The organism is Algoriphagus aquimarinus (assembly GCF_007997215.1).
GTDB lineage: Bacteria > Bacteroidota > Bacteroidia > Cytophagales > Cyclobacteriaceae > Algoriphagus > Algoriphagus aquimarinus_A.
Genome location: NZ_VORW01000002.1, coordinates 224,523 through 242,966, shown reverse-complemented (window position 1 = coordinate 242,966; position 18,444 = coordinate 224,523). Strand labels below are relative to the sequence as shown.

The window sequence follows — 18,444 nt, the reverse complement described above, 5'->3', positions numbered from 1 at the left end:
TCACTGTCGTCAATGAAAGGAAACTTGATGAGTTTTGCACAATAGATCATGTTGATAACAGATGGGGCGATTTTATATAAACAACTACAAAAAATATAGAACAGAAAATGAATTCAATTTAAGGATTTGAAGAGGATCAGCTTGCTAAAACAAACATATTTTCAAAAATCCTACTAAGTAAGTCTGCTGAAGCGTTACCATTGAAAAACTATTCGATTGACATCTCTTTATTTTATATCAAAATAATTATTCAGTAGATTTAGCATGTGAGAAAACTCTCTTCCATAATTCTGCTCGGTTGTTTTTGCCTGTACTATTTCGGGTATCTGATCTATTTCTACGCTTATCAGCATAGCCTCAATAGAGAATGGGAAGAAAGTATCTGGGAAGAATTGTATGATGATTCTGCCACTGAAATGAGGGAAATACCCCTCTCCCTCCCGTATATGGCCAACCAGGAATTTTTTCAGACTACTAATCTAGCTATGGAAGTAGATGGAGAATTTCTTAGGGTGGTCAAGCAACGCTACCAAAATGATACGCTACAACTGATCTATATCAAAGATCATCAGCAGCAGCAACTTGAAAACCAAGTGAACGACTGGATAAGATCCATCACTGACCAATCCCCTCAAAACAAACAGGAAAGAAATCAGCTATTTGCCAAGTTATTTCCAAAAGACTTTATGGCAGCAGAAATCCCCAAACTCAAAACTGCCTTTATCCAGAATACTTTCACTAGGAATTGGCCACTTCAGGCTGATTACGCTGATATTGCTACCCCCATATCTACCCCACCCCCGCAGACAGGATAAAACAAACGCTTAATCATTTTTGCTGGCAGTTGATTCAATTGACCCGATTGACAGCGCGTATTTATTTTATCCTTACTTATGAATTTAAAAAAACTACTCTTCATTGGGTTATTCCAATGTGTCGTGGCCTACACCTATGCCCAAAATGACAGCATCAGGACACTGGACTTAAAAGAATTTCAGCTAAGGGAATACCGGGATTTAGCACCGGTTTCCCCTCTTCCCAACATCAACCGCAACTTCCTGATTGGAGGGACAAAAACCGAGTCAATCCAAATCAGTCAGCTCCCCGCAAACTTGGCAGAGAAAACAGGAAGGCAATTATTTGCCAAAATCCCCGGGGGATTCGTGTATGACATGGATGGTTCAGGCAACCAAATCAACTTCTCAGTCCGTGGACTGGATGGCCATAGAAGCTGGGAATTCAATGTTCGACAGAACGGCGTGATGATAAACACAGATATATACGGCTATCCTGCCAGCCATTATTCTATGCCAATGGAAGCAGTAGAAAAGATAGAGTTGACCCGTGGTACAGGTGCCCTGCAATATGGACAGCAATTCGGAGGCATGCTGAATTACATCTTAAAAGAGCCGGATTCTACCAAACGGTTTTCCTTCGAAAACTTAAGCTCTGTGGGATCTTACGGCTTGCTGTCTACCTTCAACGCCATCGGTGGCAAAGTGGGAAAACTGACCTACTATGCTTACTATCAAAAGCGGGTTTCGGAAGGTTACCGCAGAAATTCAAATTCCAAATCAGATGCACAGCATGTGGACCTGACTTATCAATTCAACGATAAACTAAAGCTGAGGGGAGAACTTTCCCGAAGTACCTATTTGTACCAGATCCCCGGCCCGCTGAATGACAGGATGTTTGCCGAAGATCCGAAAAAAGCTACCCGAAGCAGGAATTATTACAGTCCGGAAATCTGGATTCCAGCATTGGTTTTGGATTATCGATTATCTTCCAGAACTTCTCTCAGCTGGACAGTTTCGGGTGTATTCGGGCAACGATCTTCAGTCACATTTGATGGCTTTGCCAATAAACCTGATCTCATTGATCCTGCTACCGGTGAATACGCTCCCAGAAACGTGGATATAGATAATTACCATACACGAACCTCAGAAGGCAGATTGATTCATTCCTATCAACTAGGAGCCGTGAAAAATAATTTCTCCGCTAACTTCCGGTATTTCAACAACAGCATGGACAGAAGGCAGCGCGGACAGGGAACAACAGGTTCGGATTACGACATAAGCATCACTGGGGACTTCCAAAGGGACATGAACCTCAAAAGTGAAAGTTTTGCAATAGCGCTGGAAAACCAGTTTTTGCTCTCTGAAAAATTCAGTATCACTCCAGGTATTCGGATAGAAACAGGTTCTTCAAAAATGACCGGACGTATAGATTACATCGAGGAGGCTAAGGTACCCAAGACGATTGATTATGATTTTGCCGCGCTTGGCATCAAGGCCAATTATCAGCTGAATGGATATTCACGGGTATATGCCGGATTCTCACAAGCCAATCGACCTGTAATTTTCCAGGATATTATCCCTGGAAATCCTCTGATGCTGATCTCTGAAAATCTGGAGGATAGTTTTGGATACAACGCAGAAGTAGGATGGGAAAATTCTTCCATATCAGGCCTGAAGTACAACATCACCTTCTTCCAAACATCCATAGGCAACCGTCTGGGAAATATCTATGTGGAGCAAGAGGGACAAACGTACATTCAAAAAACAAATATCGGCAATAGCCTCACTAACGGGATCGAATTCTATCTGGATTACCAGCTATGGAAAGGCAATAACTGGGACTTGAGTTTCTATACCTCCACCAGTTTAATGGATGCCAAGTATACCTCAGGCGAAATCGCAGGAGAGGAAGGCAATCAGGATATCTCCGGAAACAGAATCGAAGCTGCCCCAAAATGGCTAAGCAGAAACGGACTTTCGGGACATTTCAAAGGTTTGCAGGTACTGCTTCAACACCAGTTTGTGGGAGACACCTATGCGGATGCACTGAATACTGAGACCCCACCCGAAAGCGGAGCTGTAGGAAGAGTCCCCTCTTACCACGTCTGGGATTTAAACACCTCTTATCAGGTAAGCTCAAATTTTATTGTCAGGGCAGGCGTTAACAACCTACTGAATGAGAGCTACTTTACAAAAAGACCTCAGATGTATCCCGGACCGGGAATCTGGCCATCAGACGGTAGAAGTTTTGTAGTATCCATAGGCTTTAAGCTTTAAAAAATCAGGGTACTTAAAAGTTTAACAACGCTGAAGAACCATATGGTTACCTCTAGCTAAATTCTATCAAGAAAGCTAATTAAACACCTAATAAACAGTAGTTTATTAGGTGTTTCCATTTAATGTGGGTTTAAAATTATAAACCACTAAGCTGCCTTACACTATCTTCCCGAAACTCCCCATATCTAATCCCTCTAACACAGCATCCAGCCTTTTCTTCCTACTTTTGTTAGCCTCTATTTCTTCCGGGAACAGGTCAATAACACCTATTCAATTTCTTCATTAAATCCCCGTAAATTTCTTTGGCGGCATCAGGATCTGCTCCCGTTCTACTGATCAGTTCATCCAGATCAAATTTTGTTTTGGAGTTGATAGCCGGCATCAACTCTGCCAGGAACTTGTTGATCGCATCCAGTTCAGGACTATCTTCCTGTCCGGGGGATGCTTGGCTGAAAAGACCTTCATGGGGAAGCAATTCCGGATCATGACCTGTAATCTCCTCTATGGCTGACTTCATGGATACATGTAATCTAATATAAGGCTCCGCCGGAGCATCAATTCCCATCCTAATCAATTCCGCAACCAACCTGTCATATCCAAAGTCCGTCATGGCAGAGATCGTCATTTCTTCCTGCTGTTCATCAAAATAGATACAGGCATAATGTGGGAAGCCTTCCAGTTCTATCAGGCTCATTTTAAATACCTCTTCTGCATACTCCACACGGAACGCCTCTTTCCAAGAATCCATATCAAAATCTTCGGCGTCTATAGTCGATAGTACAAACAGGATTTCATGACCATGGTGTTGCACCATCGGAATAGCGGAGTAAACTGAAAGCAACAAGAAGGAAAAGAGGTCTTTTTCTATCAAACCTGTCAGCTCTTCAATAGTCTCAATCGTAGGATCCAGTTCCCCTGCGTAAAAGAAAATATCGTCTGCCTGAAAACTACCAAACCCCATCAAAGGACCATAGGTCTGATAACAATCCCCATTGGAACTGATCATCCCACCAAAAGTCAGCACATTCTGATCGATCAAAGTACGACTTGCCCCTGGGGAATAGAGCAAAAACTCCTCACCGGTAAAAATATCCACTGCCTCATAAAAATCAGGAGATGGGTTGCTCCGAACAAACCAATAGGTAAACCTCCAAGGATTAGTAGCCTGAGCCTGTAGATATTCATACTCCTCCTTAGGCAAAGCTTTGATCTGAGCATGATTCAGGTATTTATGAATAAGCCCGTTGTTTTTAAAAAGCTCATGGATAATGTATTGGGTTTTGAACATATCCTGATTTGCTTTACCCAATCTCCCAAAGACATTTTTATGCCTTTTGACCAGAAGGTCAAATCGCTGTTCCAGTTTGTTCCGCTCAGCAGCATAATACATGATCCTGTTTAATATCGGTTCAGAAAAATCACTGACTTTACTGCACTTTTTGATCAAAGAGCTATAATCCATTTTTGAGAAATTTTAATCAATACAAACCTAGCGGGGACAATCATTTTTATCAAATTTCAATACAATAGGATGTTATGGATTTTATTAGTGTCCCTTTTGCATCTTTAAACACATAGAAGTCCGCAAATGCATAAGTCTTTCCGTTCTTCATTTTCATGATTCCGTTTGCAGCTCCTTCTTTTCCGTGGGATAAAATCTGGTGGATGATCAGCTCAGTCGCTTGTTGGGATTTCATCTTTTCCAGTTCTTCAACAAACTTTTCTTTCCCCTCGGTCTTTCTGTCACCGATTATATCCCACACAATGTCATCGGTTACGCTTTCAGTTACAAATTCCGAATTACCCTTGGCGAAAGCGATATTAAGTTGTTTCAGAAACTCCATCTTTGGTGAGTTTCCACAGTTTGGGCTGGAAATAATTTTAGTCATTTTGTAGAGTTTTAAACTTCAACACACTGCTATGTAGAACATTAGACCAAATTAACGATTCAGTCAATACGGTTAAACCGGATATGGATATTTTCATGGAGAAAACGTTCGATTTGTTTAGGCTAATTTATGTCTATAGGGATTAGAATAAATCAGTGCCGGCTACCTCCCAACATACAATTACTTGGCCCTCAGGCCTGGCTCCTCCCACCAAACCCATCCTAATCTCAGATTTACCTTCTAACAAAACAACAGTTGAATAGCTGTTATACACCAAAGCCATCTTCTCACCAAAATGCGACAGTTTGGTTCAAACTTTGGTTAGTTTAAACCTCAAGCTCCAGACTTTCCCGACATAGTGTGATATTGCATCCGATTTATCCATTAAAACCGCATGTACAACTGGGCCGAGATATGCAGTGAGCTCAAGGATCTGGAGAAAAAAGCAGAAGAGAAACTTGACAAATTAAGGTTTGAAAGCCCTTCACTCCCATATGACCGCCTGCGGAAAGGCAAGGAAATTATTGCTCTATCCAAAGCCATTCGTCTGCTGATGGAACATGATTTGGATAAAGATGCTGAGATGATCCTAAGAATTCTGTTAGAAAAAGGAGTCAAGCTGAAATCTGTGAGGGAATAGTGCTTAATACAAGTTTGATGGGTGTTTTCCGCCTCAGAGAAATATGGTTTAAGGTAAACTGGGGAGGACAACTTGGGGAGTATTTTACATATTTGCAGCAGAGAAGTAGAGACGCATGAAAAAATTAACCGTCCATTTTATAGAAAAGGACAAAAAAAGCAAGGAAGCTATCCAGATCCTGAAGATCGGGGGAGTAAACAATACCGGTCAGCGATGGGCAATCAGCACCAAAGAAGCCATAGAAGGAATCCGGTCCGGGCAGTGGGAGCTGTTTATTTTGGCCAACAACAATGAAATCCCGGTGCGGATCAGGCAAGAAGAAAATCAACCCCCGGTATTGATCGCCCAAGGAGACGGATACCTCCATAACCTGTTGGAAGATCTGCCTGAAATCAATTCAGAGGAAATTCTTTAATCTGATTATCCTAAATAATGCCAATAGCCCTATTTTCTTGCTGAACAGCAGGGAAGACAGAAAACGGAAGAAGCCTTGCCGCAAGTGTTTTACGATTAGATGCACTTTATCATATGCAATTGGAGGTAGTTATCAATAGCTACCGGACACTTAGCCAATAATCCTCAGTTTACCTTCCGTATGTTCCAAAAAGGCATTGCTTTGTTCCAACAATGCCTGCATTTTGTCCATGTCCTCGCTTACTATTGTAGCGCTAAATTCATGGGTACGGGTAAGCATTCGAATGTATGGTTTAGGATCACTTTGCCTGGTTAATTTTCTTAAAGCTCCCAAATAATCCTCCCTATACACAGTAGGTATTATTATTTTGGACTGCATCGCTTTTGTCAGCTCAGCATTCATCATTACCCTGGCCACACGCCCGTTTCCATCCAAAAACGGATGAATCTCGCTTACAACGAACATTATATAGGCTGCTTTCGCAAATGGGTGCTTGAGTGCTTGGTAAAATTCAAAACTTTTAATAAGTGTTCCCCTCACAAGTGAAGAATCAACAAATTCAGTTTGACCGGCATAGTTATTTATATGTTTAAAATTTCCAGGATTCTTATCTACCCTAGCTGATAACAATAGCTGGTGTCTGTAACTCAATATGGTAAGTAATTCCTCCGGTGAGTTGGGAGTAGTACTCATTTCGCGCTTATTTGAGACAATCTTATAGGTCCCCAAAACGTCATGCGAATCTTCATTTCTCTTTACTAGTGGTTGTTGGGTCTGAATAATCTGCTTTGCTTCCGCTACTTCAAACACGGTACCCTCAATGTAATTTGAAAAATAACTTTCAAAAAATGCAAAATTCCGGTATGACTTGTTACTTATGTTTTGCTCTTCCCTGTATTTGAATTCCTGTTGGGTCAATTCCTGAAACAACATTTCGAATAAACTAATTCTGGCAGGATCATAAGGATTACCAAATGCCCGTGCGGCAGCTACCGGAGATTTTAATATAGTAGACGGATGCGTTGTGAGTAGTGCACTGATTATCTTGTTCAGTTTATCAAACTCGGGTTCCATATTTAATTCCTTGGCTATGATCCTAGCCCGGTCTCTTACTTTATTCAGCTCCTGTTCTCCGTTTACCCTTATAATTTGTTCCAGACGATCTTCGATTTCAGGATATGTTAACGTTTTTGAATCTAGCCCTGGTTTTCTTGAGACTTGCAGGTTCTCCAATAATGCCCTTTCACGTTGAGAGGCATATAACTCTCCAGATAACGGGTTATCTCCTTCTATTGGTCCAATACCTTTCAAAAAGTGAATAATTATGCCAGGCAGTATAATTTTCTTGGTGTATTTATATGTGAGGAATATCTGGCCGGAACCCGTAGGTTTAAATTCAAGTGCAGAACGATGGCTTAGCACCGCCCCTGGATATAATTTCCCAAGAACTGAATACAGATTTCTTCTTATGATAGCTGCTGGACTATCGTCGAAATTAGCCGAATATAGTCTAGGTGCAATCTTTCTGATTTCCCCTTCTTTTTCCAGTTTTGAAACATACCTTGAAATAGTTGGATCAGAGGAACTATATAAAATTTCCTGTAAGTGGATCGGTATTTTTTTTTCCATAATAAAACAGATTTAAGGTCAATATGACAAATTATTTCTATTTTGAGTATATTTTATACAAATATTTTCTATTAAATTAAAAGAACAAATTTCGCAAATATTTTCCATTACATGTGCTCTGATTATCGAATAAGACAAATATTTTCCATTATAATCCTTAAAATTGACAATACTTTCTATTAAACAATAATTTAAAGAATTGAATAATACGTCCTAAAGGCTTTCATCGTGCACATCTCAGCAGGCACATCAAACGTTCGATCCTTTCATATTTAAATCCTGAGTTTAGACAGACCAAAACCTGTTCAGCATTCAGTTATGACCAAAAAAGGGGATCTCTCCCCTTACTCCTAAAAAGGACATTCATTAAGAATATAATCCACCGCCTTCTGTGCTTTGCTGGCAGCCTCTATCAGTAAGTGCTTATCGTTGCGAAGTTCGTTTAGCCAGTTTTGGATATAGGCTGCCGAGTTCTCCAGTAAGTTCTGATCCAATATCCCGGTGAGGTTGTTTAGGTACCCTGCTCCCATCTCAGCTATCAATTCCTCTTTTCCGTAAATTTCAGACGCAAATTGTTGGGGTTCTGAAACTCCTATCCTATTTAATCTGGAAGGGTGACCTGTGCTGTGGACTACCTCATGGTACAATACCCCAAAATATTGCTCAGCAGTTGCAAACAGTTTTTTCTCTGGCATCGTAATCTGATCCAGGTCTGCCCGGTAGTAAGCAGAGGAACCGGAATGGACCAACTCAGGAGCCCGAAGCATTTCCTCATAGATCTTCTGGCATTGTTCATTATCAGGCACAGGCAGTGGCTCTTCTTTGCTGATTTCTGGAAACTCCCAGTCTATTCCCTCAATCTGTTCTATGGGAAACACTTTATACTCCTTGAGAAAACCTGATTTACTCACCAGTTTCAGATCATATTCCCCGACCTTATCTTCAGGAATCACTTTACCCGTCTTCTTGTCCCGAAAGGCAAAGTTCCAGTAGCAGATCGGAAGAGCCTTTGCACCTTTCTTGATCTTACCTCCCATTGAATTAGCCTGTTTAAAAGTCAGGTAGTAGGGATACTGATGGCCACAGGATAGTAATAGCCACAGATTAATTCCCTTGTAGGGTTTCTTTGTCAGGTAATTGGATGGCATTCCCATCTCATGCCAAGGTTGCTTCCAGGGAATCACCCCCTGCTCCAGCTTCTCAATAATCAGGTCGGTAACCTTTTGATAGATATCCGATAATCCCTTTGCGGTTTGTGTCCCCTTGTTTCTTGCTAAATCATTTCGGCTTTTTCTCTTGGCCGGTGTCGTTGCTGATGATTTTGTTTGCGTCTTCATAGTCTTTTGTGTTTTGGTTTTACAAATACTTATGAAGCTGCACCAGCCTGAGACCGGCACTTAGTGCAAGAGGAATCGGAATAAACCAGCAAAGGCAAGCGCGTGGGCTTTATGCCGTAGTCTCTTGCCTCGTGTGACGGGATCAGGCTAAATTGGCGGAAGAAGGAATGGAAAAAATAATAAGTCCTATTGTTGGCTTATTTGAAATATCAAAAAGTCTGAATGATCGAATTGTATAAATTCCATTTGGAACAGCTAAAAACAACATTCAAATGGCTATAGGATCATGAAAGGTTCATTAGTAGAAATACCCATGTATAGAAATCTGCAATCAATCGAGATTTTATAAAAATGAATGCCTACAAATAGCTTCCATGGATTTTCCGAAACGGAAAGTTCATGGAAGCTAAAAAAAGAAGAAGAGCCCTAAAGCTCCCCTTCATCTGCGAATGAATAGTATCCTTCAGCAGTCATAATCAAATGATCAAGTACCGGGATATCCAGGATTTCACCCGCTTTTTTAATCCGCTGGGTCAATCGCTTATCCTGTTCAGATGGCAGTAGATTCCCACTCGGATGGCAATGCGCTAAAATCACTGAACTGGAATTAGCTTTGATGGCAGCTGCATAAACCAGCTTTACATCCACTACAGTCCCTGCTGTACCGCCTGAGCTGATGTTCACAATACCCAGCACCCGGTTTGCTCTGGACAGCAGCATTACTTTAAAATCCTCTACAAACTCTATCCTGTCCTGATCCCAAGCCTTTGCAAATACTTCATACACCTGTCTTGAACTTGCTACCCTAGGTCTTTGGGATGACTTTACTTTTGCACTGTAGCTCAGCTTAATCTCAGCTACTTCAAACAAATCAATTTTTCTTTCGGAAGTCTCCATAATCTTTTTCGTTTTTGTGGAACAATGAATTATGAAGCTTCATCAGGCCGTGGGCGACAAAGACCGGAAGGCAAAGGAATAAAAAGCGCAGCGCAGCAAGCGGCTTTATGCCGGAAGCTTACGGTCGCCCAGAGCCCAAAGGACTAACTTAATGAAGAATTCAGGGGTAAAAAATCATCCCTGCTTAACTAGCCTTCTACATCTAAAGATCATTCTCCCTTTTACTAAAATCACACTGAAATTGTTAAAATCAGAATAATACAGACGTAAGCTGACTTATCCCAGGCTGCTAAACTTCCGTTAGGGATTGAAAAGTAAATCCTCCGAAGGAGATTGAAATAAAAAGCCCGTCCGCAGGAACGGCCAAACAACATAAAATTGTTCAGTCCTAAAAAAAACAAGCCCACTTGAGCTTGGACTTTCTTGTTAACTAACCTATATATGTTCTACTTTTCGGAAAGGGCTGATTTCCTGAACTGTGTGGGGTTCTTTACCGTGTGTTTTTTAAAAAAGTTATTGAAATGTGTCACTTCTAAAAAACCTAAAGCGTAGGCAATATCTGATATATTCCAGGTGCTGTATTTCAATAACACCATCGCTTCCTGCAGGACACGTTCCGCTATTAGTGCAGTCGTTGTCTTTTGGGTAACCTCTCTTAAGGCCCGGTTCAAATGATTAACATGGACATTTAACTGACCTGCAAAATCAGAGGCCGTTCTTAGTTTCACGCTGGTATGTAGGTCATCTATAGGGAATTGCCTTTCCAATAGCTCTAAAAACATGCTCGCTATCCGTCGGGAAGCGGAATTGAGCTTATTTTCAATCTGGGAAGCCGGTTGCAATTTCAGTCCAAAGTGGATCAGTTCAAAAAGCAGGTTCTTGATCAGATCGTATTTATACTTGTAATCCGAATTGAATTCAGATTCCACTTTCTCAAAAACAGAACTCACTTCAGTCACTTGTTCATCAGACAATTCGAACACATGTGTACCCTGACTTTGGAAAACCTCATATTGTTGGAACTGCCCAAACTGATCAAAGAAATCAGTACTGAATATACAGTAAACTCCCTCTCGGTGACGATCCAGATGTTCCCATTGATAGGGAATCATAGGGTTTGAAAACGACAAAGCCTGCTTTTTTATCTCTACCTCCTTATCTGCATATAGCACTTTACTATTTCCCATCACCAGCATGATTTTATAAAAATCACGTCTTCTGTAAGGAATAACCAAAGGCTTCCCCGGCTCTAGAGGCTTTAAATGAAAAAGGTTGAAATGCTTTACCTCATTTTGAAAATCCTCAGGAACACAATCGTTTTTTGGTTGATAGACCTCATTTAGTCTTTCGGAATTTTCCATTGTTATTAATTTTTTACTAACAGGACGAGCATTTGGGCCAACACAGTCAGACGACCATTCCAAATACAAAATTGCGAAAACACCTCTTAAAGAAATACTAGAATTCAAATCAAAACTTACGATTTTCAAACATAAATCAATAAAAAGCTCATTTCCTCACCTCAACAATCGACTATGCTTGATTTGAATAACTAAAGTAAAAAATACTATCAACTGGCAGACTTCAAATAACTACACCCCAAAAACAGCATAAGCAAGAGCCAGAAAGTATCTAGAGAACATGCCGATTGTTTGAATAGTATAAGCTATTGTTTGATTGGAGTTATTCTAAAAATTACGAATCCGCAAAATTTGTAGTGTAACACTTCAGCAAGGATTCTCTTGGATTTTTATGATTCGATTCCTCTTCAAATTAGCTGAATTGCACTCATTGAATAAAAAAACTCATTATGGAAAAGCGAAAATTAGGAAACAGCGGACTGGAAGTTTCAGCCTTAGGATTAGGCTGCATGGGTTTAACATTTGGATACGGACCTGCCACTGACAAATCTACAGGGATTAAACTCATCCGAGCTGCGGTAGAAATGGGTGTCACATTCTTTGATACTGCTGAGGCTTATGGTATTGCAAATGAAGAACTGCTCGGTGAGGCATTGGCTCCATTCCGTAAAGATGTGGTCATAGCGACCAAATTCGGGTTTAAAAACGGTGACTCTAAGCAAGGTCAGGATAGCCGACCTGAGCGAATCAAGTTAGTTGCAGAAGAATCTCTGAGAAGATTAAAAACAGATGTGATCGACCTTTTTTACCAACACAGAGTCGATACAGAAGTCCCTATGGAAGAGGTAGCCGGAGCAGTGAAGGATCTGATTCAGGAAGGAAAAGTGAAGCATTTTGGAATGTCTGAAGCCGGAGTCCAGTCCATCAGAAAAGCACATGCGGTTCAGCCCGTCACAGCTTTGCAAAGCGAATACTCACTTTGGTGGAGAGAACCTGAAACGGAAATACTTCCTCTTTTGGAAGAACTAGGAATCGGCTTTGTTCCATTCAGCCCATTGGGAAAAGGATTTTTAACCGGAGCTATTAAGGCACACACCCAGTTTGATGCTTCGGATTTTAGAAATATTGTCCCTCGATTTACCGAGGAAAACAGAATGGCCAATCAGGTTCTGGTGGAACTGCTACAGGAAATTGCAACTGAAAAAGAAGCAACTACGGCACAGATCGCATTAGCATGGCTGTTGGCTCAAAAACCTTGGATCACCCCTATTCCCGGAACCACCAAACTGCATCGATTAGAAGAAAACCTGGGCGGAGCGTCGGTTAATCTCAACTCAGAGGATCTGGAAAAAATAGACGCTATTGCATCAAAAGTTGAAATTCAAGGAGCAAGATATCCAGCACATTTGGCGAAAAGAGCGGGCAATTGAATTACAAATCATGAACTCATTTAAAGAAAAAGGAGGTAACGCTCCATCAGCATACTTTACCGGCACAGTCAATGTCAACATGTTACTTAACCCGGCAGATTACAATACCATTATGGGAATTGTGTCTTTTGAAGCAGGAGCCAGAACAAAATGGCATACTCATACCAATGGGCAAATTCTTGTTGTCACTGATGGGATAGGTTATTATCAGGAAAAGGGAAAAGCAATTCAGGTTATCCAAGAGGGTGATGTGGTCCAAATTCCTGTTGATGTGATTCACTGGCATGGTGCTTCAAAAGAAAAAGCGATGCGGCATATCGCCATCGTTCCCGGAAGTAAAACGGACAGGACAGAGTGGCTAGATCCTGTCACAGAAGAAGAATATAAATCGAAATTTTAAAACCAAATCAATGGAAACAACCACTAGTAAAGCATACGGATCAGAAACAGAGGGCACACCTTTGCATGAAATGGAAATCAAACGCAGAGAACTTCTTCCTACTGATGTAGAGATGGAAGTCCTTTACTGCGGAATCTGCCATTCGGATCTACATCAAATTAAGAATGACTTCGGTGGGACCATATTCCCAATTGTCCCAGGGCATGAGATTCTCGGAAGAGTAACCCGAGTTGGGGATCAAGTAACTTCTTTTAAAGTCGGTGAACTCGCGGGAGTTGGCTGCATCGTTGACAGCTGTGGTCACTGCGAAAGTTACGAGGAGGATCTTGAAATGTTCTGCGAAAAAGGAGTGACTTTCTCCTTCAATTCACCAGACAGACACCTTGGAGGTGCCACATTTGGGGGATTTTCCAAGTCTTATGTATGTGATCAGAGATACATGCTGCACATGCCAAATTTTGAAAATCTGGGGGCAGCGGCTCCCTTACTATGCGCAGGAATTACCGTTTACTCTCCTTTGAAACACTGGAATGCAGGACCTGGAAAAAAAGTAGGGATTTTGGGAATCGGCGGTCTTGGCCATATGGCTATCAAGATCGCCAAGGCCATGGGTGCTGAAGTCACAGTTTTTACTACCTCCCCTTCTAAAGTTGAGGACGCAAAACGTCTAGGTGCCGACTTTGCCGTCCTTTCCAGCAATTCTGAGGAAATGTCAAAATACACTGCACAGCTACATTTTATCATTGATACTGTTTCTGCAAAGCATGATGTGAATTCCTACCTGAATTTATTGAAACATGACGGTACAGTAGTATTGGTCGGACTTCCTCCTGAACCACTGGAAGTCGGTGCTTTCAATATCATCATGGGAAGAAAAAGTTTCGCTGGGTCAAATATTGGAGGCATTGCAGAGACGCAGGAAATGCTGAACTTCTGCTATGAACATAACATCACGGCAGATTCTGAGATCATTGCAATGCAAGAAGTGAATGAGGCATTTGAGCGATTGGAAAAAGGCGATGTCAAGTATCGCTTTGTGATCGACATGGCTTCACTCTAAAATCTTTAACCTATAAAACCTTCTCTTTAGGAACCTAGTCAGGTGAAATTTTGCGAGGCATACTAATAATTCTCCATGAAAAAACTTCCTAGAAGTGGAGCATAAGCCCTGCAACTTTAAATATAGGCTGATTAAAAATCCTAAATCAGTCCTTGGAAGAACAGGAAAAATAACTGAAGCCGAATAAAAAGTTAAAACTTAATGATTTGGCTTCAGTTTCTTTTTAAATGTAGTTATTCTTACCTCCTATTCCGCCGTTGCCACGGCTCCATTTTCTATCCAGGTCAGCCAAGCTTCTTTAAATTCCTCATAGCTTAACGGGGGCAAAGCTCTGTCCCCTCCCATTGTCCAGCCTTCTTTTACCAGACCATCATCTGCATGAGCTTTCAAGGCCTCCATATCCTTATGTCCATTTCTCTCCGGATCAACTAACTGAAGTGCAAGCTCTCTGGGAGATTTACCTTCAAAAACCATTTTCATATCCGCAGGCGGTAAATGCCATTCGGGATTGCCCGGAGGCGTATGCTCTCCGGGAACACCTTCGGGTGCGTGACAATTGGAGCATTTGAGTGTCAATATACCTTTGCCATCCACTCCTCTCATTGGGGACATGGCATGTAGTTTTTGTTCATCACCTTGCAAAGGAATATCTCCTGCCGGGTGGCAGTTCATACAGCGAGGGCTCATCAGGACTTTATATACATCCACAAAAGCCTCCAGAGACTTAACCTCCTCAGCTTTCAACTCAGTTGATGTAGTGTTTAGCCTATTTTTAAAGGAATATCCTGAGAAAATCAACAATCCGACGAGGACTAAATTTGAAAGTAACAGCAGCCTGTTCTTGGCTATTCTATTGAAATCTTTGAAGTTTTTCATAGTAAACAGTGGTTTATTACAGTTAAATTATACAAGAGTTATTCCTACTAGAATATTCAGGTTCACAGTCCTTTCCCCTTTAAAAACCTAAGTATCAATCTTATTTATAAGGAGAAACAATCGCTAACAACGAAAATATTTCCCCACTTTAAAACTCACTAAACTAGCCCATTAGTCTTAAAAAAGCATCCGAGAAACTTACAGCAACTTCCTGTCTCCCAATTTTTTGAAAAACTCGTCCCTATAATTCCGGCTGATCGGGTATAGCTCTTTTCCTATCAAAACCTCATTGGACTGCACCTCATCGATATGCCGCATGTTGATAATGAAGGAGCGATGAATGCGCACAAATTCTCCCGGCAAAGCATTGGCAATTCCAGTCAGAGAAACCAATGACATCACTTTTCGAGTTGGAGTGATGATTTTAATGTATTCCCGCTGGGCTTCTATGGCCTGAACTTCTGAATAGAGAAATTTCACAATTCTCGTATCGGTCTTAAGAAAAAAGTAATCAAGTTTCTCGGTTGTCTCTTCAGCAACTACTTGAACTGATAGGTATTCAACAGCTTTATCAATAGCTTTTCTAAAACGCTCAAAAGATACCGGCTTTACCAGGTAATCAATGACGTCCAACTCATATCCTTTCACTGCATACTCCTCATAGGCAGTCACAAATATGGTGAGCGGTTTATCTTCCAATTCATTCAGCACATCCATGCCCGTCATCAGTGGCATCCGGATATCCAGTAATAGGATATCCACCGTATTTTCCTTCAGGAAAGCCAAAGCTTCCTCCCCATTGCTACACACTCCTGCCAGCTCCAGACTACTTACTTTGGACACATAATCCGAAAGCAATTTCCTTGCTGGTGGTTCATCATCCACAATTAGGATTTGGTAGTTCATTTTAGGTTTATGGTTAGGTTCACTTCAAAAGAGGTGAGTTGCTGATCCATGATCAACTCATGTTTACCGGGATAAATCAGATTCAGCCTCTTTTTCACATTAGACAGCCCTACCCCACTTTCCTCTTCGGCGGTTTTGCGGGCATCGATCACATCATTTTTAATATGGAAAAACAACTGATCATTGGCATCGACATGTAGCTTGATTTCTATTGTTCCATCAATGGTATTTCCGTGTTTGAAGGCATTTTCCAAGAAAACCAAAAAGATCAAATGGGCGATCTGATGACTGTCTCTCACTCCCTTATGTTTGAAAATGATTTTGGGTTTCTCATCCAGCTTGAGTCTCCAGAGCTCTATGAAATTCTCCATAAAGGAGATTTCTTTGGCAAGCGAAACAAACTTTCCCTGATCCTCATAGAGCATATGGCGCATCATCTCGGACAGCTTCATGATTGCAGGAGCAGTATTGCTGTCACTGAAATAAGCCATAGAATAAATGTTATTCAGCGTATTAAACAGGAAATGCGGACTCAGCTGAAGCTTGAGAAACTTCAGTTCAGAAGCCAGTTGGCTGTTTCGGAGTTCTATCGCATTTCTCTGTGCCGAAATCATACTTGCAAAAAACCAGATCACCGTAGTAATGAGATAAAACCCAAGAGCCGGAACTGCCCTGATAAAATACGTGTAGGTTACAGACATATGGGTCATACCCAGAAGGCTCACCCTCAAGAGAACAATGATTACCACCAAAGCGATAGACGCTAAAATATAGGCCGAATACCTTCCCTTTTTATAAATACGCGGCAGAAGTAGATAATAATTGATGTAGGCTATAGATGAAGAAGTCAGCACATCAGAGATCACAGCTTTCCACACATCGTTGGGTGATCTAATCCAGTTGCTCAGCGAAGCAAATAATATCGCCCCATAGCAAAGCCAGAAGAGGACATGCAGCGCATAAAAAACCGGACGCGATACGAGATTATGTTTCATTATCGAAATTTAGGATTTTAAATAACACCAAATCCCAGAGATCATCCAACTGACACGTGTGATCTACAGAATACCTTTTTTAACCTACAAGTGGTAAAATATTCCGATCTAGTTACCGGGAGAAAACGCACTCGGTACTGACTTTTCTGTAAAGGTGCTGATGCAATCAAAAGCAAAGTAAACACTAGTGGGCAACTTATAGGAACTGCCCCAGAAAGGGGAGAAATCAAAAAACCACTTTTCATTCGTAGATCAAATCTGTCATTTGGGTGATTGATCTCTGCTGTCTGTTGATTTTCCACAAACCGTAGGAATATTTTTCGTCTCTTAGTTGTGTATAAAAAGGTTTACAAGATCCGGCAGAGTCATTTCAGCATCCGATTCAATGCCTACTACAAGATTCAGAAACATACCGACTTATAGTCATGTTCAAAATTAGAATTCTACATTTCATCCTAGCACTTAGCACTGTTTCCCCAGCTTTTGGTCAGAAAGGATCTATTGTATTAGAAGACCAGGGAAGTTTTGCAGTGGGAGGAAAAGTAATAACTGCTCCGGGTACGTTTGACCCAATAGCTGATGGGGCTTTTAATCCAGGCAATCAAAGCTCAGACGGGCAGACCCTCCATGGAGACCATGCCTATGTATTTTACCAAATTCCTGAAAAAGCCAAGAAACTGCCTTTGGTCTTTTGGCATGGCTATGGTCAGTTTTCCAAAACATGGGAAACAACCCCTGATGGAAGGGAAGGCTTTCAAAACATCTTCCTACGCAAGAAATATCCTGTTTACCTCATCGACCAACCCAGACGGGGAAGAGCTGGAAGGAGCACTGTACCTGGAACCATTTCTGCATCACCTGATGATCAACTTTGGTTTGGGATTTTTCGCCTGGGAGTAGGCACCGAATTCTATCCAGGAGTTCAGTTTGATAAAAGTCCTGAAACCTTGGATCAGTTTTTAAGACAAATCACCCCGGATACCGGACCTATTGATTTTGATGCAAATACAGAGGCTGTCACTGCCCTTTTTGACCAAATCGGTGATGGTATTTTGGTCACCCATTCCCATAGTGGCGGACAAGGATGGCTTACAGCATTAAAGTCAGAACATATTAAAGGAATAGTATCCTATGAGCCCGGAAGCAATTTCGTCTTTCCGGAAGGCAGTGTACCAGATCCAATCACTTACGTAGGAGGAACATTGCGTGCAGTTGGTGTACCAATGGATGAATTCAAAAAGCTGACCCAAATCCCTATTGTAATTTATTACGGAGACTATATCCCGACCGAACCGGTAGAAAACCCAGCCCAAGAACAATGGCGGGCTGCCCTGCAAATGGCGAAACGTTGGACAGAAACAGTAAACGAAAATGGTGGAGATGTCACCTTGGTACATCTGCCGGAAATCGGCATCAAAGGAAACACCCACTTTCCATTCTCTGACCTAAACAATCAGCAAATAGCCGACTTGATGTCCGAATGGCTCAAGGAAAAAGGCTTCAATAATTAAACATCAACTAATTAAAAAATAAAA

The 18,444-nt window shown here is 41.4% G+C and carries 17 protein-coding genes; 8 read left to right on the top strand and 9 right to left on the bottom strand.

Annotated features, from left to right (window positions below; genetic code table 11):
- Positions 1-266 precede the first annotated feature (266 nt).
- Together ESV85_RS05630 and ESV85_RS05625 are read left to right on the top strand one after the other, a co-directional pair.
- Positions 267-815 carry a hypothetical protein gene (locus ESV85_RS05630; protein ID WP_146915575.1) on the top strand — a complete coding sequence of 183 codons (549 nt, stop codon included), beginning with the start codon at positions 267-269 and terminating at the stop codon, positions 813-815.
- A gap of 78 nt (positions 816-893) precedes the next feature.
- A complete protein-coding gene (locus tag ESV85_RS05625; RefSeq protein ID WP_146915573.1) occupies positions 894-3,074 on the top strand; it encodes a TonB-dependent receptor family protein in 2,181 nt (726 codons plus the stop codon).
- 256 nt (positions 3,075-3,330) lie between these two features.
- Here the strand turns inward: ESV85_RS05625 and ESV85_RS05620 are convergent, their stop codons facing one another.
- Together ESV85_RS05620 and ESV85_RS05615 are read right to left on the bottom strand one after the other, a co-directional pair.
- Entirely contained in the window at positions 3,331-4,536 is a 1,206-nt protein-coding gene (locus ESV85_RS05620; protein WP_146915571.1) for a hypothetical protein, read from the bottom strand.
- 49 nt (positions 4,537-4,585) lie between these two features.
- Complete coding sequence (locus ESV85_RS05615; protein ID WP_146915569.1) at positions 4,586-4,963, bottom strand: nuclear transport factor 2 family protein; 378 nt, start codon at positions 4,961-4,963, stop codon at positions 4,586-4,588.
- A gap of 394 nt (positions 4,964-5,357) precedes the next feature.
- Here ESV85_RS05615 and ESV85_RS05610 point away from each other — a divergent pair, with 394 nt between their 5' ends.
- The gene (locus tag ESV85_RS05610; protein WP_146915567.1) at positions 5,358-5,603 is read left to right on the top strand and encodes a hypothetical protein; all 246 of its coding nucleotides are present in this window, start codon (positions 5,358-5,360) and stop codon (positions 5,601-5,603) included.
- Between the two features lie 115 nt (positions 5,604-5,718).
- The gene (locus ESV85_RS05605; protein WP_146915565.1) at positions 5,719-6,018 is read left to right on the top strand and encodes a DUF3892 domain-containing protein; all 300 of its coding nucleotides are present in this window, start codon (positions 5,719-5,721) and stop codon (positions 6,016-6,018) included.
- A 150-nt stretch (positions 6,019-6,168) separates the two neighbouring features.
- On the opposite strand, the gene ESV85_RS05600 is transcribed toward ESV85_RS05605, so the two are convergent.
- The 4 genes from ESV85_RS05600 to ESV85_RS05585 all read right to left on the bottom strand — a co-directional run bounded on the left by ESV85_RS05600 (position 6,169) and on the right by ESV85_RS05585 (position 11,242).
- Positions 6,169-7,647, bottom strand: coding sequence for a Fic family protein (locus tag ESV85_RS05600; protein ID WP_146915564.1), 1,479 nt, complete (start codon positions 7,645-7,647; stop codon positions 6,169-6,171).
- Positions 7,648-7,997: 350 nt separating this feature from the next.
- Complete coding sequence (locus ESV85_RS05595; RefSeq protein WP_146915562.1) at positions 7,998-8,984, bottom strand: ArdC family protein; 987 nt, start codon at positions 8,982-8,984, stop codon at positions 7,998-8,000.
- 426 nt (positions 8,985-9,410) lie between these two features.
- Complete coding sequence (locus ESV85_RS05590; RefSeq protein WP_146915560.1) at positions 9,411-9,881, bottom strand: JAB domain-containing protein; 471 nt, start codon at positions 9,879-9,881, stop codon at positions 9,411-9,413.
- A gap of 446 nt (positions 9,882-10,327) precedes the next feature.
- Complete coding sequence (locus tag ESV85_RS05585; protein WP_146915558.1) at positions 10,328-11,242, bottom strand: helix-turn-helix domain-containing protein; 915 nt, start codon at positions 11,240-11,242, stop codon at positions 10,328-10,330.
- 449 nt (positions 11,243-11,691) lie between these two features.
- Between ESV85_RS05585 and ESV85_RS05580 the strand changes: the two genes are divergently transcribed.
- Genes ESV85_RS05580 through ESV85_RS05570 form a run of 3 tightly spaced genes read left to right on the top strand, consistent with a single transcriptional unit; the run spans position 11,692 to position 14,132 of the window.
- The gene (locus ESV85_RS05580) at positions 11,692-12,672 is read left to right on the top strand and encodes an aldo/keto reductase (RefSeq protein ID WP_146915556.1); all 981 of its coding nucleotides are present in this window, start codon (positions 11,692-11,694) and stop codon (positions 12,670-12,672) included.
- A 10-nt stretch (positions 12,673-12,682) separates the two neighbouring features.
- The gene (locus ESV85_RS05575; RefSeq protein ID WP_146915555.1) at positions 12,683-13,072 is read left to right on the top strand and encodes a cupin domain-containing protein; all 390 of its coding nucleotides are present in this window, start codon (positions 12,683-12,685) and stop codon (positions 13,070-13,072) included.
- 10 nt (positions 13,073-13,082) lie between these two features.
- Positions 13,083-14,132, top strand: coding sequence for an NAD(P)-dependent alcohol dehydrogenase (locus ESV85_RS05570; RefSeq protein WP_146915553.1), 1,050 nt, complete (start codon positions 13,083-13,085; stop codon positions 14,130-14,132).
- A gap of 246 nt (positions 14,133-14,378) precedes the next feature.
- Here ESV85_RS05570 and ESV85_RS05565 read toward each other — a convergent pair whose 3' ends face one another.
- The 3 genes from ESV85_RS05565 to ESV85_RS05555 form a co-directional block, all read right to left on the bottom strand.
- Positions 14,379-15,008: a hypothetical protein gene (locus ESV85_RS05565; protein WP_223275913.1), complete on the bottom strand. Its 630-nt coding sequence runs from the start codon at positions 15,006-15,008 to the stop codon at positions 14,379-14,381.
- A 198-nt stretch (positions 15,009-15,206) separates the two neighbouring features.
- On the bottom strand, positions 15,207-15,914 hold the full coding sequence (locus ESV85_RS05560) for a LytR/AlgR family response regulator transcription factor (RefSeq protein ID WP_146915551.1): 708 nt from the start codon (positions 15,912-15,914) through the stop codon (positions 15,207-15,209).
- Positions 15,911-16,909: a sensor histidine kinase gene (locus ESV85_RS05555; RefSeq protein ID WP_146915549.1), complete on the bottom strand. Its 999-nt coding sequence runs from the start codon at positions 16,907-16,909 to the stop codon at positions 15,911-15,913. Before ESV85_RS05555 ends, ESV85_RS05560 begins: the two co-directional genes overlap by 4 nt.
- 425 nt (positions 16,910-17,334) lie before the next feature.
- Here ESV85_RS05555 and ESV85_RS05550 point away from each other — a divergent pair, with 425 nt between their 5' ends.
- Entirely contained in the window at positions 17,335-18,420 is a 1,086-nt protein-coding gene (locus tag ESV85_RS05550; protein WP_146915548.1) for an alpha/beta hydrolase, read from the top strand.
- Positions 18,421-18,444 lie beyond the last annotated feature (24 nt).